This is a genomic window from Fibrobacter sp. UWB15 (genome assembly GCF_900177705.1).
GTDB lineage: Bacteria > Fibrobacterota > Fibrobacteria > Fibrobacterales > Fibrobacteraceae > Fibrobacter.
This window is the reverse complement of record NZ_FXBA01000001.1, coordinates 1023312-1041056: the sequence shown is the minus strand read 5'-3', so window position 1 is coordinate 1041056 and position 17745 is coordinate 1023312. Positions and strand designations below refer to the sequence as shown.

General features: G+C 50.6%; 14 protein-coding genes. 12 read left to right on the top strand and 2 right to left on the bottom strand.

The features are described 5' to 3' along the window. Positions 1–36: 36 nt before the first annotated feature. From thiS to B9Y58_RS04325, 3 genes are all read left to right on the top strand, one after another. Positions 37–231: a sulfur carrier protein ThiS gene (thiS, locus tag B9Y58_RS04335; RefSeq protein ID WP_072978161.1), complete on the top strand. Its 195-nt coding sequence runs from the start codon at positions 37–39 to the stop codon at positions 229–231. Next, positions 231–893, top strand: coding sequence for a thiamine biosynthesis protein ThiF (gene thiF, locus B9Y58_RS04330; RefSeq protein WP_233247834.1), 663 nt, complete (start codon positions 231–233; stop codon positions 891–893). Before thiS ends, thiF begins: the two co-directional genes overlap by 1 nt. 92 nt (positions 894–985) lie before the next feature. Next, on the top strand, positions 986–1753 hold the full coding sequence (locus B9Y58_RS04325) for a thiazole synthase (RefSeq protein ID WP_073054524.1): 768 nt from the start codon (positions 986–988) through the stop codon (positions 1751–1753). Between the two features lie 98 nt (positions 1754–1851). Here B9Y58_RS04325 and B9Y58_RS04320 read toward each other — a convergent pair whose 3' ends face one another. Beyond that, positions 1852–4113, bottom strand: coding sequence for a DUF748 domain-containing protein (locus tag B9Y58_RS04320; RefSeq protein ID WP_073054522.1), 2262 nt, complete (start codon positions 4111–4113; stop codon positions 1852–1854). An 81-nt stretch (positions 4114–4194) separates the two neighbouring features. On the opposite strand from B9Y58_RS04320, the gene B9Y58_RS04315 reads away from it, so the two are divergent. From B9Y58_RS04315 to B9Y58_RS04300, 4 genes are read left to right on the top strand one after another with little or no spacing between them, the layout of a single operon-like run. Then, a complete protein-coding gene (locus B9Y58_RS04315; protein ID WP_233247833.1) occupies positions 4195–5100 on the top strand; it encodes a sugar phosphate nucleotidyltransferase in 906 nt (301 codons plus the stop codon). 45 nt (positions 5101–5145) lie between these two features. Beyond that, positions 5146–5913, top strand: a complete 768-nt coding sequence (locus B9Y58_RS04310) for an RNA methyltransferase (RefSeq protein ID WP_073054520.1) — start codon at positions 5146–5148, stop codon at positions 5911–5913. Positions 5914–5917: 4 nt separating this feature from the next. Next, complete coding sequence (locus tag B9Y58_RS04305; protein ID WP_143154646.1) at positions 5918–6514, top strand: hypothetical protein; 597 nt, start codon at positions 5918–5920, stop codon at positions 6512–6514. 4 nt (positions 6515–6518) lie between these two features. After that, entirely contained in the window at positions 6519–6881 is a 363-nt protein-coding gene (locus tag B9Y58_RS04300; RefSeq protein WP_073054516.1) for a hypothetical protein, read from the top strand. Between the two features lie 5 nt (positions 6882–6886). On the opposite strand, the gene B9Y58_RS04295 is transcribed toward B9Y58_RS04300, so the two are convergent. After that, the gene (locus B9Y58_RS04295) at positions 6887–7333 is read right to left on the bottom strand and encodes a zinc ribbon domain-containing protein (protein ID WP_073054514.1); all 447 of its coding nucleotides are present in this window, start codon (positions 7331–7333) and stop codon (positions 6887–6889) included. Positions 7334–7496: 163 nt separating this feature from the next. On the opposite strand from B9Y58_RS04295, the gene B9Y58_RS04290 reads away from it, so the two are divergent. The 5 genes from B9Y58_RS04290 (at position 7497) to B9Y58_RS04270 (ending at position 17716) form a co-directional block, all read left to right on the top strand. Next, on the top strand, positions 7497–7931 hold the full coding sequence (locus B9Y58_RS04290) for a dUTP diphosphatase (protein WP_073054512.1): 435 nt from the start codon (positions 7497–7499) through the stop codon (positions 7929–7931). A gap of 211 nt (positions 7932–8142) precedes the next feature. Then, positions 8143–8877 (top strand): DsbA family protein, encoded by a 735-nt coding sequence (locus tag B9Y58_RS04285; RefSeq protein WP_073054510.1) that lies wholly within the window; start codon positions 8143–8145, stop codon positions 8875–8877. A gap of 114 nt (positions 8878–8991) precedes the next feature. After that, a complete protein-coding gene (locus B9Y58_RS04280) occupies positions 8992–12180 on the top strand; it encodes a carbohydrate binding domain-containing protein (RefSeq protein ID WP_073054509.1) in 3189 nt (1062 codons plus the stop codon). A gap of 93 nt (positions 12181–12273) precedes the next feature. Next, positions 12274–16551 (top strand): hypothetical protein, encoded by a 4278-nt coding sequence (locus B9Y58_RS04275; RefSeq protein ID WP_073054507.1) that lies wholly within the window; start codon positions 12274–12276, stop codon positions 16549–16551. 13 nt (positions 16552–16564) lie between these two features. Continuing rightward, on the top strand, positions 16565–17716 hold the full coding sequence (locus B9Y58_RS04270) for an FISUMP domain-containing protein (protein WP_158278316.1): 1152 nt from the start codon (positions 16565–16567) through the stop codon (positions 17714–17716). The last annotated feature ends 29 nt before the right edge of the window (positions 17717–17745 follow it).

The following is a 17745-nucleotide window of genomic DNA, read 5'->3' as shown; positions in this document are numbered from 1 at the left end:
TGTGATGCCGGTTTTTTGTTTTTTTATATTTGTTCTATGCTTACGATTAATGGACAGAGTGTCGATGCGGCGGGCAAGACCGTTGCCGAATACCTTGCGGAAGCGGGGTACAATACCGTGCGCATCGCTGTGGAACGGAACGAGGAAATTGTTCCGAAGGCAAAGTATGCCGAGACGGTGCTTGCCGACGGCGATGTCGTCGAGGTCGTGAATTTTGTAGGCGGCGGGTGATGCAAGCCGATTTTTCGCAGATGCGCGATTCCCGCGAGCCTACTCGCGAAGAAATGCTTACTGCGCTTGAAAAGCGGCAGGGTGCAGAGGCTGTGCGAAAGTTGCAGGCGGCAACGGTTGCTGTTTGCGGTTTGGGCGGCCTCGGTTCGAATATCGCGATTTCTTTGGCTCGTGCCGGTGTCGGTAAACTCATTCTGATTGATTTCGATTGCGTTGATGTGACGAATTTGCATCGCCAGCAGTATAAGGCGTGCCAGGTAGGCATGCCGAAGCCTGATGCCTTGCTTGCGAATTTGAATGAGATTGCGCCGTATACGGAATATGAGACGCATTTCGAAAAGGTGACTGCCGAAAATGCGGTCCCGCTCCTGGCCAAGGCCGACGTGGTTTGCGAGGCGTTTGACAATGCCGAAGCGAAGGCGATGCTTGTGAACACGGTGCTCGAAAACATGCCCGAAAAGTTCTTGGTCGCGGGTTCCGGCATGGCGGGCTTCGATAGCGGTAATTCGATTACGACCCGCAAGGTGACAAAGCGCTTTTATGTTTGCGGTGACGGCAAAAGTGACGTGAATGACGGAATCGGCCTGGTTGCCCCGCGTGTAATGCTTTGCGCCGCCCACCAGGCTTTGGCTGTTATCCGCTTGATTCTTGGGTTAGAGTAGCATCTCGTTTCCGATGTCATCCTGACGAATGTCAGGATCGGATTTGTTTTGTTGAACTTTGCTATATTTTGCCTTGCAAAAAAGAAGGCTTTATGGACGACAAACTCGTTATTGGTGGTCACGAATTCAATTCCCGCTTTATTCTAGGTTCCGGAAAGTATTCCCTCAAGCTGATTGAGGCTGCTGTGCGCGATGCTGGCGCAGAGATTGTCACTCTCGCCGTGCGCCGTGCAAACACTAAAGATCACGAAAATATTCTGGATTACATTCCGAAGGGCGTAACGTTGTTGCCGAATACGTCCGGCGCACGCAACGCCCAAGAGGCGGTGCGCATTGCGCGACTTTCCCGCGAACTCGGCTGCGGTGATTTCGTCAAGATCGAAATCATGCGCGACACGAAGTACCTTTTGCCCGACAACTACGAAACCATCAAGGCGACAGAAACCTTGGCGAAAGAAGGTTTCGTCGTGATGCCGTATATGTACCCGGATTTGAACGTGGCGCGCGACCTCGCGAACGCGGGTGCCGCAGCCGTGATGCCGCTTGCCGCTCCGATTGGGTCTAACAAGGGACTTTCGACTCGCGAATTCATCCAGATTCTCATCGATGAAATAGACCTCCCGATTATCGTAGATGCAGGTATCGGTAAGCCCTCTGAAGCATGCGCTGCCATGGAAATGGGCGCTGCCGCGATTATGGCGAATACCGCACTTGCAACCGCCGGCGATTTGCCGCTCATGGCGCAGAGCTTTAAACAGGCAATTGAAGCGGGCCGCAAGGCGTACCTCGCTGGCCTTGGCCGCGTGCTGACCCGCGGCGCTTCTGCCTCTGATCCGCTTACCGGATTTCTCCGCGACTAAATTTGGGTTTTAGGGGCTACGCCCCTAGGCGAAGGGGTAACGAAAAAAAGAGCGCTTAAAGGCGCTCTTTTTGCAGTGAGGGGAAACCCTTCCCCTTCCTACTGTACATCAATCTGCACTTTGTACATGGCCTTCTTCTGCGTGAGTGAACCGCGCGGGGCCGTAGTCACGGTGACGTTTTTCTTGGTCACGCCGGGTTGCTGCTGCAAGGTCTTGAGCAGTTCCTGGTTGCGGGCTTCGGCCATGGCGAGGATTTCTTTTTCCATGGTCTTGCGGTCCAGTTCCTTGGCGTGTTCTGCGGCATAGGCGGCGTAGGCGCTGTCCTTGTCTTCGATGGCGACAATGGCCTTTTCGTCGAGTTCGTTGAGCGTCGTCTTGTTCTGAGTGGCCTTGTAGAAGTCGGTCTTGAGCTTGTGCGTCTTGTAGGCTTCGACGGTCTTTTTCATGTTGAAGTTCTGCACGAAGTTCATCTTGAGTTTCTTGTCCTTGGCGAGGGCTTCGACCATCTTTTGGGCCTTGGCGAACTGTTCGCTGGTGAACGAGCTTGCAAGCGGATCGATGTAGATTTCGTCGTTCTTGCCGAGGTCAATGCCCACAACGCCTGCGCCCGTGGCGGCCACGTTACCCACCACCTTGAGCGGCGAGAGCGCCACCTTGATGAGCAAATTCATCACGGTCTGCCATACGATCTTCAGGTAAGAGAATTCCGGATCCTTCACGTTGCCCTTTACGGGAACGTCGAACTGGATCTTGTCATCCTTGTCTTTAAGAATGTAGAGGCCGACCTTCATCGGGACCATGTATTCCGGGTCGGTGGAGCCGTCCTTGTCAGCGACGTCGATGTTGTAGATGTCGATGGTGTTCTTGCTTTCAATGTTCCAGTCGTTCATCTTGTTTTCGCTGGCGAATGCCATGGTGCCCGAACTGATGGGGTAGCCGGTGTAGTGGTGGCTATACGGCGAGAAGTGCTTGAGGGCGAGGTTCTTCACGCTGATGTAGGCGTCCATGGTGCCGATGTCGGAGAGTGCGCCTTTGTACTTGAGCGTGAGTGCACCGCCTTCGGGGAAGGCTGCAGAAACGTTGATGGTGCAGGGGGTGTTGAAGTTGATGTTGGAACCGTTGACGGCGATGTTGCTGACTTTATAGTTGAAGGTCTGCTTGGGCGTGTGGTCCGATGCAGAAACGTTGGTGTTGACCACTTGCAGCTTGTTGATCACGGCCTTGAGTGGCTTGGACTTTTCGGCGGTCTTGGGTTCATCCTTTGCTGTCGTGTCGACCGGGGCGGCCTTTGCGGGCTTGTTCAGCGGTTCGAGCAAAATGTCGATATTGGTCTTGCCGTTCTTTAAGAGGTCGAGGTGTGCGTATGCTCCGTCTACAATCACGGAATCCACGCGGAAATCCATTTCGTTTACGTTTGCCTTGGCAATGCCTACGCCGACGTGTGCAACGCCGATTGCCTTGCCGCTTGTTTCGGTGAGCTTGATGTCGTCGACAGAGACTGTACCACTCACGTTCGAAGACAAGACGTTGTTCACGTTGCCCGCGACGTTCAGGTCCACGCCGAGTGTGCCTTCGAAATCCTTGTAATTGATGAAGTCCTTGAGGTAGGGCTTTGCGACGGCAAGCGCAAGCTTGTTGAGCGTGACGTTCACACCGAAGTCCTGCGTCTTCATGTTGAACTGGACTTTGACTCCCAGGTCGCCGCCGTTTGCGAACTTGAGGTTCACGCCGATGTCGGTGTTCTTGTTGCTGAAGTAGACGGCGGGAATGGCGACGGAGAAGTCCTGGATGTGGATCTTGGAGCCCACCTTGAGGTCTTCGTAAATGATGTTGCCTTTTTCAAGAGTGATGTTTTCGATGGCGACGCTGAATCCGCCCAAGGCTTCGGTCGGGTCGAGGTTCAGGGCCTGGGCGGAGTCCGCTGCGGTGGCGTCGACCTTGGGTTCTTCCTTTGCGGCGGTGGTGTCGGCTGTCGAGTCGGCGGCAAACTTGTTGAGAATGTCGCTGAAGTTGAACAGGTCGCCTCTCTGTGCTACGCGGGTGTAGAGGCCTTTCAGGTAGATTTCGCTCACGCTGATTTCTTTAGCGAGGAGTCGCGTGGGGTTCACGTTGATGCGGAACTTTTCGAATGCCACGAAGGGAGTGGAGCCGTCGGGTTCAAAGATGGCGAAGTCGTCGACGGTGACGGTAAACGTAAACGGGCTGAATTCCACGTTTTCGATTTTCATCTTTCGGCCGATGAGTTCTTCGGAGTGTTCGACTACGTAGTTCTTGGCTACGCCGGGGGCGATTTTGAGGGCGGCGATGACAACGACAATCAGGGCCGCGAGAACGATAAGGGCAATGTAACGTTTCTTCATGGTGCCTTAAAAATAGAATTCTTGCTTTGCGGATGTGTGTTATTTTTTTTTAGAACGCCTTTTTCTATCTTTATACATATAATGGAAAATTCCCTTGTGAATAACGATTCCCTGAATGTTTTGATTCTGGCGGCAGGCCTTGGAACCCGTCTGCGTCCGCTCACGAACGACGTGCCGAAGCCCCTTGTTCCCGTGGTTGATGCCTCGATTCTCGACTTGCAGGCCCGTAAGGCGCGTGCTATCGGAAACGTTCGTTTGCACGCAAATGCCCATTACCTGGCCGAACAGGTCGTTTCGGCGGGTGGAACTTTAGGTTTCGAAAAAGTCTGGGTGGAGCTGCCTGACATTTTGGGGACGGCAGGGCCGCTCAAGCGTATTTATAATGAGGGCTACCGCGGTGGGCTCTTGATTATGAATGGCGACGCCTATTGCGATTTTGACTTGAAGGCTTTTGTTGAAAATGCGCAGGCGTTGGCCGCTCAGCCGAATGGGCCGCAGGTGGCATTGCTCGCGGTGGATTTTCCGAAGGTGAATACTTTCCGCGTCGGTGTAGACGGACGCTTGGCCGGCGTGGTCGGCCGTTTCGGCGCTACAGAAGGTGCGCCCGCGACGTTCTCTGGCGTTTCTTGGTATAGCGACGAGGCTCTTTCGCGAATCCGCGACGGTGAATTCGATATCCGCGAATTCTGGAAGCAAGAAATTGCGGCGGGGCGTGCACCTTTTATTGATATGACGCAGTTGCATGCGACTTGGATTGACATGGGCTCGCCCGAAGGTCTCATGGCTGCGGTGGAAGCTCGCCTCAAGGAACTAGGCCGCGACGCGAACGAAGCTGTCGTTGAACCGGGCGTCGAACTGCCCGCAGGTGTGAAAATCCGTCATTCCGTCATTTATGTCGGCGCGGAAATCGCCGAAGGCGAAACAATCGAAAACGAAATCCGTGGCAAGGGTTTCAAGTGGAACGTCCCTCCAACCCCTGTTTACTAACTACTAACCACTGTCTACTGTCTACTGTCTACTTCTTACTATCCTATGCGTAAATTCAGAGTTGCACTTGTTGAACCGGAACATCCGCACAACGTGGGCTTTGTGGCCCGCGCCATGCACTGCTACGCCCTCGATGAACTTTATATTGTTTATCCGAAGCGTGACAAGGTGATTGAAAATTCTTACCACACGGCACCGAACAGCCACGAGGTTCTGGACAAGGCGACTATCGTGCACAAGTTCGAAGATGCCATCGGTGATTGCGCCTGTGCCGTCGCGTTTAGCCGTCGCATTTACGGGTCTGCGATCAAGCACACGATGATGCCTGGGCTTTCGGAATTGTTGCCCGAGAACGGAACGATTGCGCTGGTGTTTGGCCGCGAATCTTGCGGCCTCGAAACCGAAGAAGTGAACGCCTGCACCTACCAGTGCGAAATTCCAGTGCCGGGGCTCATGAGCCTCAACTTGGCGCAGGCGGTGACGGTGGGACTTTACGAACTTTGCCGCAGCGGTGCGCTCGCGAACGGCGAAGGTCGTGCAAAGCGCGGAAGCAAGGGTGCCTGCGAAACGGCTCCGGCGACCATCGACCAAATTGATAGCTTCAAGAAGTTCTTGGACCGCTATTTGACGGGCCAGTATCACGACCAGTCGTGGCGCGACAACTTCCTCAATACGCTCTTGCAGCGCCTGCACCCCACGCGCAACGAACTTTCCGCTTTGTTTGGCCTCATCCGCAATCTTGCGAAAAAGCCTGCCCGTCTGGAACAGGCCGCCGACAAGGCCGCTAAGAAACTACAAAAAGACCTAGAGTAGAACCATGAAAATTCTGTTTGCTATAGTAGTGTTGATTTTACCTTTTGTGCTGTATGCACAAGAGATGGATACCACATACGTTGTTAATGAACAGGGAAAAACGATTGGTCTTGTACATGAAAAAGGAGAAATTCCTCTTTATCATGTACAGCAGAAAAAAACATCTAAAGAAATTCATAAAGATTCACGAAATAAAATTGAAAAAGATGTTTTAGCAGAAGATAGTACTGCTTATTATCAGGATTTGGTAAATCGTTACTTGGCTGTTGGAAATAGGAGTCGTTTTACAGGAAATATATTGTTAATTCTAGGTCTTGCAGGTATTGCTACAGGAACAATTCTTGTTACAAATTACGAAATTAATGAAGACGTAAGTGATGGATATCTTCTTGCAGGTGAAATAAGTTTAGCTGTTAGCGCTCCATTATTTTTGGCAGGAATTGTATTTAGGGCTCGAGGAACAGATAAATTAAGACGAGCCGATGAATATGAGAATATTTTGAAACAATATAAAAGACGATATACAATAAATTTACAAGCAGCACCTTTAGTTGATCCTTTAAATCATAGATTTGGTGCAAATGTTGCTATGATTTTTTAATTATATGGAAGTCGAATACAACATCGCCGGGCGAATTTTGGCCAAGGATGGCACGCGCGTCATAACGCTTGCCGAAATCCTTGCGTCGCCCTTGGTGGTGAATGGGGCTGCGGGTGCCGCGACTTGTGCCGCTGACCTTACCGAAGACATGCTTGCTGCCTACTGCAAGGCGGAATCCGAAAAACACGCCTGCAAAGTCTACCTGTGGAAAGACCGTGAAGAATACGGCAATGCGAACGTGTTCAATGGCGGCTCCGATTACGAAGTCGTGAATGAAATCTGCGTCCTGTGCATCTACGACTGTGGAAACGAAGTGGCCCGTGAAACCACGGACCACTGGAACGAAAAAATTGACGCCGTTATTTGAGGCGTTTAGCCTGCCCAATGCTTTAATTGCGAGAGGTGCGAATCGAAGAACTTGCGCCTTTCCGCATCTGGCGTATTTTCCGGATTAGGCATGTGCGAAAGCAAAAAGTCCAGCAGCGTATTCTTGTCGGTGTAGGCGAACTTGCCGTCGGCATAGCACCACTTGCAGTAATCCTCGTTGAAGTTGCCGTCGAGTTCGCGGCTAATCATCGCATCGTCACCGAGGGGCATGCCGCAGCACTGGCAAAAAAGTTGTCGCGGGGCACCGAGCAGCGTATTGATGGAAACATTGAATTCCTTTGACAATACCTTGAGCATTTCCGTGTTCGGCTGCGTCTCGCCGGTTTCCCAGCGGCTTACGGCCTGCCTGGTCACGTGAATGCGTTCGGCCATTTGGTCTTGGGTGAGATTGTGCTTTTCGCGGATGTTCTTGAGAATTTCGTAGGTCTGCATTTAAACTCCTTTTTGTTTACGGCTCAAATATACCTATGGCTTGGCACAAATGCAAGAAACAGGCTGTTGCGTTGTGTAAAAACTACTTTAGACAATCCTGTTTGTTTCGCCTGGTGGCTTATGCTTGAAATAGACTGTTTTGAAAACTATTTATATTTGGCTTATGGCATCACAGACGATTAAGATTCAGTACCTCGACGATTCTATTCAGCGCCTCACGTATGTGGGCGGCAAGTCCGACTGGATTGACCTCGCGGCGGCGGAGACCGTGACGCTCAAGGCGGGGGAGTTCAGGCTCATTCATTTGGGCGTTGCGATGAAGTTGCCCGAGGGTTACGAGGCGCATATCGCCCCGCGTAGTTCCACATTCAAGAATTTCGGCATCTTGCAGGCGAATTCTGTTGGTGTGGTAGATTCTAGCTACTGTGGTGCAAATGATTGGTGGAAAATGCCCGTGTACGCCACCCGCGACGTGACCATCGAGAAGGGTAGCCGCATCGCGCAGTTCCGCATCATGGAGCAGCAGCCCACGCTTACTTTCGAGGAAGGCCCGCTGGACGGCGCAGACCGCGGCGGTTTCGGCAGCACGGGAATCTAGGGAACACAGATTTTATTTCGTTTATATCGACCCGAATGTATCCTTGAATTTACATTCGGGTTTTTCTTTTTTTGGGTCATCTGACATTCCTCATTCCTAACCACTAACCACTGCCTACTGTCTACTTTCAACTTTCTACTATTTTATATATTTCCCTTACACAGGTAAGTATTGCGCTTGCCCAGATTTTTTAACATCAAAAAGGAAAAACATGAAACGTCTCCCCATTGTTGCTCTCGCAGTATGTTTCGCTGGTCTCGTTGCCTGCAATCAGGCTTCCGCTGGCGGTTCGTTCAACCAGCAGGCCAGGCTTGATAACCTTGAAAAGGATTTCAAGCAGGTCAAGGAAGAATTCGAAATCATCAAGTACGCTCTCGACAAGCGTGGCATCTCCCTGGAACAGGCCCGCGCCGAAATGGAAGCGGACAACAAGGTCTGGGACATTCCCGACGAAGACAGCCCGGTCTTTGGCAACACCAAGAACCCGAAGCTCACGATTGTTGAATTTACCGAATTCCAGTGCCCGTACTGCTCCCGCATCGCTCCGGTCATGAAGGAACTCAACGAAAAGTATCCGGACAAGATCAAGTTCGTGTACAAGCACTTCCCGCTCAGCTTCCACTCCAACGCCCGCTCTGCAGCAGCCTCTTCTATCGCAGCACACAAGCAGGGCAAGTTCTGGGAATACCGCTACGCGCTCGCTCCGCATAGCCGCGAACTCGGTGATTCCATCTATGTCGAAGTGGCCAAGCAGGTCGGCTTGAACGTTGAACAGTTCAAGAAGGACATGGTTCTCGATTCTGCCATGAATGCCCGTATCGACAAGGACTTCCAGCTCGGTACCGAAGTCGGCGTGCAGGGTACTCCGAACTTCTACATCAACGGCAAGCGTCAGGACCGTTTCAGCCCGGAACTGGTTGAAAAGCTCCTCAAGGAAGCCAAGTAATTACCTAAGCGGTTCAATCTGTAAACGCGACTTTAAGTCGCGTGCTCCCTTTTTGAACGCGAAAATTTTAATTTCAAAATCAAACTAAAAAACACAAAAAAAGGACACGATCATATGATGAAGCGTACATTGACTGCCGCTACCGTCGCCCTTCTCGGCTTCGGTGTCACGGCTACAATGGCTCAGCCGAAAGCTCCGCGTGTAGTTCCTTACAAGTTCTTCGACGAACAGTATCGTCCGGGGGGCTTTGACTACGCTTACGGCGGCAAGAGCAAAGGTATCACCATTACTAAGGACGGCGGCTACAAGTCTAAGGCTGCCTTGAACATCAAGCTCGACCCGAGCGAATATTCGGGCGCTTCTGTTTGCTTGTACAACGAAACCTTCGACCTCAATAAGTTCATGCTCGACTCCAAGCTCGAATTCATGATCAAGGGTAAGAAGGGTGGCGAAGCCGTTAAGGTCGGTCTTTTGGATGAAGAAGTTTCTGACGGCAAGAAGACTCAGGTCGTTCTCCCGATGAACAAGTACATCCAGGGCGGTGCCGTGACGACGGATTGGAAGAAGGTTTCCATTCCTCTCGTGGACTTCCCGGACCGTGGCTTGTACTGGGACAACACCCGCAAGTCCGAATTCCCGGCCCGTATCGACTGGGACAAGATTGCAGAAATCCGCTTCTCTATCGACAAGAGTGGCGCGTCTGATTTCGAAATCTGGGTCGACAACATCGAAATCGTGAAGGGCAACAAGAAGGCTGCCCCGAAGAAGAAGGTTGTCTACTGGGATGAAAACAACGACGTCATTGACGGCCCGAAGAACCCCGAAAAGCTCGACGGCAAGGCTAAGCCTGTCAAGAACGGTACGTTCTACGATAACCAGCTCAAGGGCTTCAGCTACAGCTACGGTGGTCTTTCTGCCCAGCGCGAAGCTGATTCCAAGACTCAGGGCAACCCGAATGTGCTCGCCCTGTACATCGATAACAACGACTGGTCCGGTGTGACCTACTCTCTTGGCGAAGGCAAGTTCATTGACCTCTCCAAGGTTCGCAACAAGGGTGGTCTCTACTTCTGGATCAAGGGTAAGCTCGGTGGCGAAAAGGTCTACGTGGGTATCCTCGACAACCAGGGTAACGACATCAAGAGCCAGACCAAGATCAGCCTGAACGACTGGATCGAAGGCTCCAAGGTCAGCAAGGACTGGAAGCTCGTCAAGATTCCTCTGAAGAAGTTCGGCGACAAGGGTAAGGCTTGGGACGCTAACAAGCAGGCCGAAGTTGCCAAGGACGTGCAGTGGAACAAGATTCAGGAAATCCGTTTCTCTGTGGGCAAGGGTGAAAACCAGGGCGAACCGGGCAAGCCGGCTCCTGTGACCATCTTTGTGGACCAGATTACCTTCACCGAAAATATCGACTGGGTTGACCCGGATATCAAGTGGGATAACTGGAAGTCCAAGGCTCCGGATGTCGTGATTTCTGACTTCGAAGGCAAGTTCGCCAAGGACAAGTGGGAACCGTCTTTCGGTCCGAAGTCCAAGGCCGAAATCGAAATGCCGTACAAGAGCTCCAAGCTCGACGGCAACAGCCTCTACATCAAGCACTTCGAAATGTCCGACTGGGTGGACTTCGTTCTTGACTTTACCAAGAACACTGCCGCTCACGACGCCAAGCAGCGTGACTGGACGAACCACTGGGGCATCATGTTCGACGTTTACTCCGAACGTGCATGGCAGTCCATTACGGTTCAGATCGGCGACGCCGGAAACGAACTCTTCGTTTCCAACACCGGTGTACCTCGCGGTCGCACCACGGTGATCGTTCCGTTCCGCTCCTTCAGCAAGTTCCCGTACTACCAGCCGCCTAACGCTAAGGAAAACGGTCAGTTCGACCTCAAGGGTGTTGTTTCTCTTGACTTCAAACCGGGTGGAGAAGGTTCTAACGGTAGCTTCGAAATCGATAACATCAAGCTCACCAACCAGAAGGAAGTCAAGGCTGCAGCCCGTCCGGCTCTCGTGAAGGTTGAAGTCAAGGGTACCGGCGACGTGATCAACCCGAACATCTCGGGCGGCCTCTTCGGTATCAACGCTGCACTTTGGGATGGCGACATGCTCGACAATCCGAAGTTCAAGGTTCAGACTGCTGAATACGCCAAGCGCATCAACCACGGCATCATCCGTTACCCGGGTGGTCTCCGTGCCGATGACGACCACTGGAAGGAAATCCTCGACAACCACGACTGGATGGTCGATACCGACGAATTCCTCGCCTGGTTGAAGAAGACCGGTTCTAACGCCATGTTCACCGTGAACTTCGGTTCCGGTACCGAACAGGAAGCCGCTGCTTGGGTGAAGCACACCAACATCGACAAGAAGGCCGGCATCGTTTACTGGGAAATCGGTAACGAAGTCTATGGTAACTGGCACCCGTACTACGAAAAGTATGGTAAGGACGGCGGTACCATTTATGGTAAGCGCGCCCGTAAGTTCATCGAAGCCATGAAGAAGGTTGACCCGACTATTAAGGTGGCCGTGCTCGGCGTGCTCGATGGCCAGTGGAACGACAACGTGCTCAAGGAAACCGGCGACATTGCCGACGGTCTCATTGTTCACCACTATCCGCAGCACTTCGGTGAAGAAAACGACTTCGCACTCCTCTCTGCTCCGCAGGACCTCGTTCCTATCTACAGCCGTCTCCATAAGGTTGTGGACAAGTGGACCAGCCACTTCAAGAAGGACAAGAAGATCGAACTCTGGCTCACCGAATGGAACTCCGTGGACTTCAACCCGGGTCCGCAGACCATCGCTCTCGAAAACGGTCTGTTCGTTGCTGACTACCTCGCAATGTTGGCCACCGAAAACGTGGACAACGCACAGTACTGGGATATCCACAACGACATCACTCCGGAAGGCGGTGACTACGGTTACTTGACCCGTTCTGCAGAAGAATGCATGAACTGCCCGCGTCCGAGCTACTGGGCATTCCAGATGGCTTCCGACGCTCTCCGCGGCAAGCTCCTCAAGACCGAAATCTCCGGTGACAAGGAATCGCTCATCACGACCTACTACACCGAAAACGGCAAGAAGAAGAGCCTCCTCGTGATCAACAAGAGCCCGTACAGCGACTACGAACTCAAGTTGAACATTCCGGGCTTCAAGGGCAAGGCCACTGTCCAGACTCTCGACCGCAGCACCGAAAAGCTGAAGGAAGGCTGGGCAAACGATCCGTCCAAGAAGGCCAAGAAGGGTGTTGATGTGAGCAAGCCAATCAAGGTTGGCAAGCGCACCGTCACCCTCATCACGGTGGAATAATTCTCGCTCAAAAGCGAAAAAAGGGACCGCAGCAATGCGGCCCTTTTTGTTTATATGTAATATTTTTATATTACGGTCATCAATGGGGGTCAAATGACTAAAAAAATTATACTGGTCCTTTTAACTGCAATTTATAGTTTTGCCGCTTGGAATGGCGAAACTGCTAAGCCTGCAATCCAGACAACCGCGAATGGCGATGTATATCAGATTTCGTCTCCGGCGGAACTGGCCTGGTTTGCAAGTCAGGTCAACAACGGACAAACAGACCTGAACGCAGAACTGACTGCAGATATTCAGCTAGGATCTGACTCTTCCTCTTATTCTAGCTCCCTTTGGCCGATTATCGGTGTAGACAAGGAAAATGCGTATAAGGGAACCTTTGATGGAAACAACCATACCGTCTACGGCTTGAACGTGGCCTTGGGGACCCCTTTCTCTTATGGCCTTTTCGGCTATCTCGATGCGGAGGGTGTCGTTCGGAACGTTTCCGTTGCCTACTCGCATTTTGATTTCGATTTCCAGAACATGGCCAAGGACTCGGTGAATTTGGGCCAGCTCGTGGGCCGTTCCGAGGGTACTGTCTACAACTGCCATGCCCGAAAAGGGAATATTCGGGTGTTCGACGAGAATGCCCGATTGGTCGACAGGATTTACCGGCCCGCCAAGGGCTACGTGGGCGGACTTATCGGCATTATGTCTTCGGGAACCATGGAAAAGGTTTCGAACAGCACGGAGATAAACCTGGACGCCTTCGGGTACTACGTCGTTGGCGGAGTCGTGGGGAACATGGGTAGGGATGTGGTCCTGAAGGACGCCAAGAACTTTGCCGATATCCACGTGAAAGGGGACGCATCCAGTACCTACATCGGTATCTCCTATAATCTCAATTCCTATGTCAACATGCTGGGCGACAAGCATGAAAATTATGCTGGCGGTATTGTCGGAATTAACGAGGCGGAAGCCTATTCCTGCGAAAACCGTGGAAATATTTACGCGAATTTCGGTACTGTCGGCGGCATTGCCGGTAAGTCCTGGCATTTGTATGACGTCGTGAATTACGGAACCGTTGCGGACACCCTGGGGCTCGCCGGCGGCATTAGCGGACATCAAATTGTGGGATGGAACTACGTGAACCACGGAAATGTGTTCGGATATTTTGCTGGAGGGATTGTCGGCTATGTTTTTGGTTCTGCTGGGGGCCATAACAAGGGCTCCGTCCATGGAACGATGCTTGCGGGCGGCATTGTCGCCATGGGAAGCGTTATCTATTCGAAAAACGAGGGGAAGGTTTCCGGAAAGATCGCCGGCGGTCTTGCGGGATATGGCCGTGGGAACGCAGTCGAGTATGCGTTTAACCTTTCCGGCGATATCCAGGGAGACTCCTTGGAGGGAATTCTGGTGGGCTATCTTGAGACGGAAATAAAACACGGCTATTACAACAAGGATCTCGTGTCCGATATGGCTTGCTATGGCGGTGTGCCCGAAACTTCCCGGCCTTTATGGTGCGTAGGGATGACGACGGATTCCTTGAAACAGCGCGAGTTTGTAGGCCGGTTCAGCGAAGATTGCAAATTTAGGTATGGCGAAAGGGAGTGGTCCTATGTCCCTGACGAATATCCTGAATTTAGAAAGGATGGATTCCAGGAAGTTTTCCCCGTCATCTTTGACGACGGCCAGTTCATTTCTACCGGCTATACCGATTATCAGGGCAAGCTCGACAAGATGAAAATCCCGGTTTCCGAGGAAGGCCACTATTTTGCCGGCTGGGTAGACGGTGAAGGGAACCCGGTGGGCGTGGACCATGTCTTTACGGATTCGACGGTGCTGTATGCCAGGTATTCCGAAACCATCGAGGACACTTCGCTTGTCGTGTATTCCCAGCCTTCCGACGTCCCGGAGTTCAAGGTATGGAACGGCGACTTCCAGAAGATCGACAAGATTGTTCGGAAGGACGGTCGCCTGTACTATGCCATCTATACGCCTGCGGAGCTGAAGTGGTACCTGGACGATTCCCGGAATCTTTCCGCGATCCTGATGAACGACCTCGTGCTCGGGAAGGATTCCTTGACTCCCACCGAGCATAATCTGTACTATTGGTACAGGGGCCGCACCGGACTTTGCGATACATGTATCTTTGACGGGAACCACCATACCATTTATGGGCTAAGGCATTCCCTGTTCGATTCCTTGGGGGCGAATCTCGAATGGTACGAACTGCCAGGCGGGCGTAGTTATGCCTATTACATGAGCGAAGCCCTTGTAAAGGACCTGAACATCAGAAGTGCCTTGGTAGAACAGTATGCCGGGGCCATAGCCCAGGTCAATCTCGGTCATATCAGGAACTGCTCCGTCCAGGCCAAGCCCTTCGATACGACGGTGACTATGGGTGGACTGGTCTATTATAATGAAGGTGACATTGATAGTGCTGAATTTATTTTTGATTTTAATCGTAGCGACTCGAAAAATCATGATTACAAAATTTCCGGCATTGCCGCTTATAACACGTTTGGCGGCAAAATAACGAATGCTTATACGCATGGTCATATAGACATTTCTCAAGAAAATAATTTTAGCGTCATTATCAGCGGTATCACCTATGAATCTTACGGTGACTTGGACAATGTGAGGAACGAAACTTCGTTTGATGTGAGTGCCTACAATGTTGAAGTGGCTGGAATTGCGAATTTCACGCAGCATATAATCAATGGTGTCAATACAGGTGACATCAATGTCAATTCCTGGGGATATTATCATCGTCTTGCAGGAATTGCCTTGACAAACGAAGGTATCGTTGATTCCTGTTCCAATAGCGGCAATATTCATTTGGCCTATAGTATTTCTCCTGGTAGAGATTCCGTTGCGATGGCCGGTATTGTTGCCTTGAATTTTGGCGAAGGTTCGGTCAAGAACGTCTTGAACGAAGGGCGAATTCTTATGGAAGACATTTCCAAAGATGGACGCTATCCTAACAAGTTTAGTATCGGTGGTATCGTCGGTAGCAACTGGGGCTATGTGGATTCTACTGAAAACAGGAAACCCATTTTGCATGAATGTCCGAATTTCTATAATGAATGCGAATACTCGCGTGTAGAAAACAAGGATTTAAAATTTGCTATTGGCGGTATCGCGGGAAAGAATTTTGGGGAGTTGAAAAATTCCAAGAATTTGGGCCGCGTTTCGGGATTTACGAATGTGGGTGGTATTGCAGGTATTTCGGATAGCGTCTTGATGAATGTCAATAACCGTGGCCCGGTTTATGGTATTTCGGTTACTTACGGGCATTATGCCTATATAAAAACGGTCGAACCTTATGTGGGTGGCATTGCTGGAACCTGCAATCAAGTAGAAGGTGCCTATAACGATGCTCCTATTTTCTATGCATATGCGGATCAGAAACTGAGTTCCCATATTGGAGGCGTTTGCGGAAGCCTTAAGGGCAATATGAATCAGGCTTATAATATCGGGGATATTTATAGCGAAGATAATGTGGACAGCTCCTTTGTGGCAGGCATTGTTGCTGATCTCTACCCGGGAGCGTCAATTACGAATGCGTTTAACTGGGGCAATGTGAATTCTCGAGGCTTCTCGGGCGGTGTATGGGCCAAGGGCGATTCCGCGGTGGTCGTTAAGAATGTGTACAGCACGGCAAAGGTAGACGGAATGAAACTCCAGGGAGGTGTCTATGCGTTTGTTGCTGACTATGAAGAAGACCATGCTAAGAACGCCTATGTCTACTACGATTCTGCTGCGGTCAACGACTTGTATTCTGTAGACTTTTTTGCGCCAATGTCTTCGGACCTTATGAAGACGGATGATTTTAAGGATGCACTCAATACGACTGCGGGAACAGAAGAAAACAGCAAAATCTGGACTCGTGGCGAGGGCTATCCTGTTTTTGCTGGCTACGACATGATTCCCATGTCCAGCTATTATGAAGAAGGATTTTCATCTTCTAGTGTTAAATCTTCTTCCAGCGTGAGTTCTTCGTCTAGCGCGAAGTCTTCTTCCAGCGTGAGTTCTTCGTCTAGCGCGAAGTCTTCTTCCAGCGTAGAATCTTCGTCTAGTGCAAAGTCTTCTTCCAGTGTAGAATCTTCGTCTAGCGCGAAATCTTCTTCCAGCGTAGAATCTTCGTCTAGTACGGAAGAAATTCCTGTTGCTATGAAGCCGGCTAATTTTGCGGTAAACGTTTTGGGACGAATTATAAGTGTCCGCTATGAAAAGGAATCTGCAAATTACTTGCTTCTGGATTCTCAGGGTCGAATTTTGAAGTCTGGAATGCTTTACAAGGGCGTTTCTTCCATAGAAGTTACTCACTCCGGAAAATATATTCTTAGAGTCGATGGCATAAACCAGCTTGTAAATGTTCGTTAGGTGGGGGAAACAGATGAAATTTAAATTGTTTACGGCTGCAGCCCTGCTGGCATATTTTAGCGGCTGTTCTGACAACGAAACGAAAATGACTTATCTGACAGGCATAGATGATTCTCCTGCAGAGTCCTGTTCAAGTGAAAAAGAGACTTCGGTTTCTTTATCGTCGAGTAGTTCAACCACAACGCTTGCCGGGGATTCTTCGAGCAGTTCCAATGTACAAGGATCATCTAGTTCCAGCGTTTTGGTTTCTTCTAGTTCCAATGCGTTGAATTCGTCAAGTTCCGGCGTTCAAGAATTGTCGAGCTCAAGCGTAGAAGAATCGTCGAGTTCCAATAATCAGGTTTCGTCTAGTTCCATAGATTTAATATTATCTAGTTCCAGTGTTCAAATTTCATCGAGTTCTGTCGTTCAGGAATCGTCTAGTTCGGAAGAAGAGTCTAGCAGCAGTGTGGTACAGTTGATCCCTTCAAAGGATTATGACTGTAGCAAGTACAAGTGCTTGCCGACTCAGTACCTGAATCCAGAAATTGAATATGGTGAATTGCTGGACAAAAGGGATAATCAAGTCTATCGTACAGTAAAAATCGGTGACCAGGTCTGGATGGCTCAGAACTTGAATTACGATATTGGCGATACGACAACAGATGACCGGTTCGTCTATTGGTTCTCAAAGGAAGTTATCCCACATGCCGAAGATAGCATTGCCAAGTATGGCCGTGGCTATACTTGGTCTCAGGCTATTGATACCACTGAATATTGTGAGAACCATTCCTGCTATTTTGAAATTTCGGATCTTCCTCGTCAAGGCATTTGTCCAGAGGGTTGGCATGTGCCCAGCAAACGTGACTGGAAACTCTTGGAGAAATTTGTAGACATGAATAATGGAGACGAAGACCTTGGCGTGAGCCTTAAGGCGAAAAGTTTATGGGCTGAACATCCGGATGCACCCACGGGGTCGGATCGCTTCGGTTTTTCGGCGTTGCCGTTTGAACCGAAAATGAGCCGAAATCATCCATTGGAATCGGTTGCTTTCTGGAGCGCAAGTGAATCTTCAGAGTGTGTAAGTTGCGCTGACGTACGAGAATTCAATTATTATTATCAGTATGTATTTAAAGATTATTACGGGAAGTCCAGTCGAATAGCCCTACGCTGCATGCAAGATTAGTCTCAAAAAAGTGAAAAAGCCCCGATGAT

Coding starts and splice junctions, on each gene's coding strand:
- thiS (WP_072978161.1), top strand. CDS start 37: ATGCTTACGATTAATGGACAGAGTGTCGATGCGGCGGGCAAGACCGTT.
- thiF (WP_233247834.1), top strand. CDS start 231: ATGCAAGCCGATTTTTCGCAGATGCGCGATTCCCGCGAGCCTACTCGC.
- B9Y58_RS04325 (WP_073054524.1), top strand. CDS start 986: ATGGACGACAAACTCGTTATTGGTGGTCACGAATTCAATTCCCGCTTT.
- B9Y58_RS04320 (WP_073054522.1), bottom strand. CDS start 4,113: ATGAAGAAACGTTACATTGCCCTTATCGTTCTCGCGGCCCTGATTGTC.
- B9Y58_RS04315 (WP_233247833.1), top strand. CDS start 4,195: ATGGAAAATTCCCTTGTGAATAACGATTCCCTGAATGTTTTGATTCTG.
- B9Y58_RS04310 (WP_073054520.1), top strand. CDS start 5,146: ATGCGTAAATTCAGAGTTGCACTTGTTGAACCGGAACATCCGCACAAC.
- B9Y58_RS04305 (WP_143154646.1), top strand. CDS start 5,918: ATGAAAATTCTGTTTGCTATAGTAGTGTTGATTTTACCTTTTGTGCTG.
- B9Y58_RS04300 (WP_073054516.1), top strand. CDS start 6,519: ATGGAAGTCGAATACAACATCGCCGGGCGAATTTTGGCCAAGGATGGC.
- B9Y58_RS04295 (WP_073054514.1), bottom strand. CDS start 7,333: ATGCAGACCTACGAAATTCTCAAGAACATCCGCGAAAAGCACAATCTC.
- B9Y58_RS04290 (WP_073054512.1), top strand. CDS start 7,497: ATGGCATCACAGACGATTAAGATTCAGTACCTCGACGATTCTATTCAG.
- B9Y58_RS04285 (WP_073054510.1), top strand. CDS start 8,143: ATGAAACGTCTCCCCATTGTTGCTCTCGCAGTATGTTTCGCTGGTCTC.
- B9Y58_RS04280 (WP_073054509.1), top strand. CDS start 8,992: ATGATGAAGCGTACATTGACTGCCGCTACCGTCGCCCTTCTCGGCTTC.
- B9Y58_RS04275 (WP_073054507.1), top strand. CDS start 12,274: ATGACTAAAAAAATTATACTGGTCCTTTTAACTGCAATTTATAGTTTT.
- B9Y58_RS04270 (WP_158278316.1), top strand. CDS start 16,565: ATGAAATTTAAATTGTTTACGGCTGCAGCCCTGCTGGCATATTTTAGC.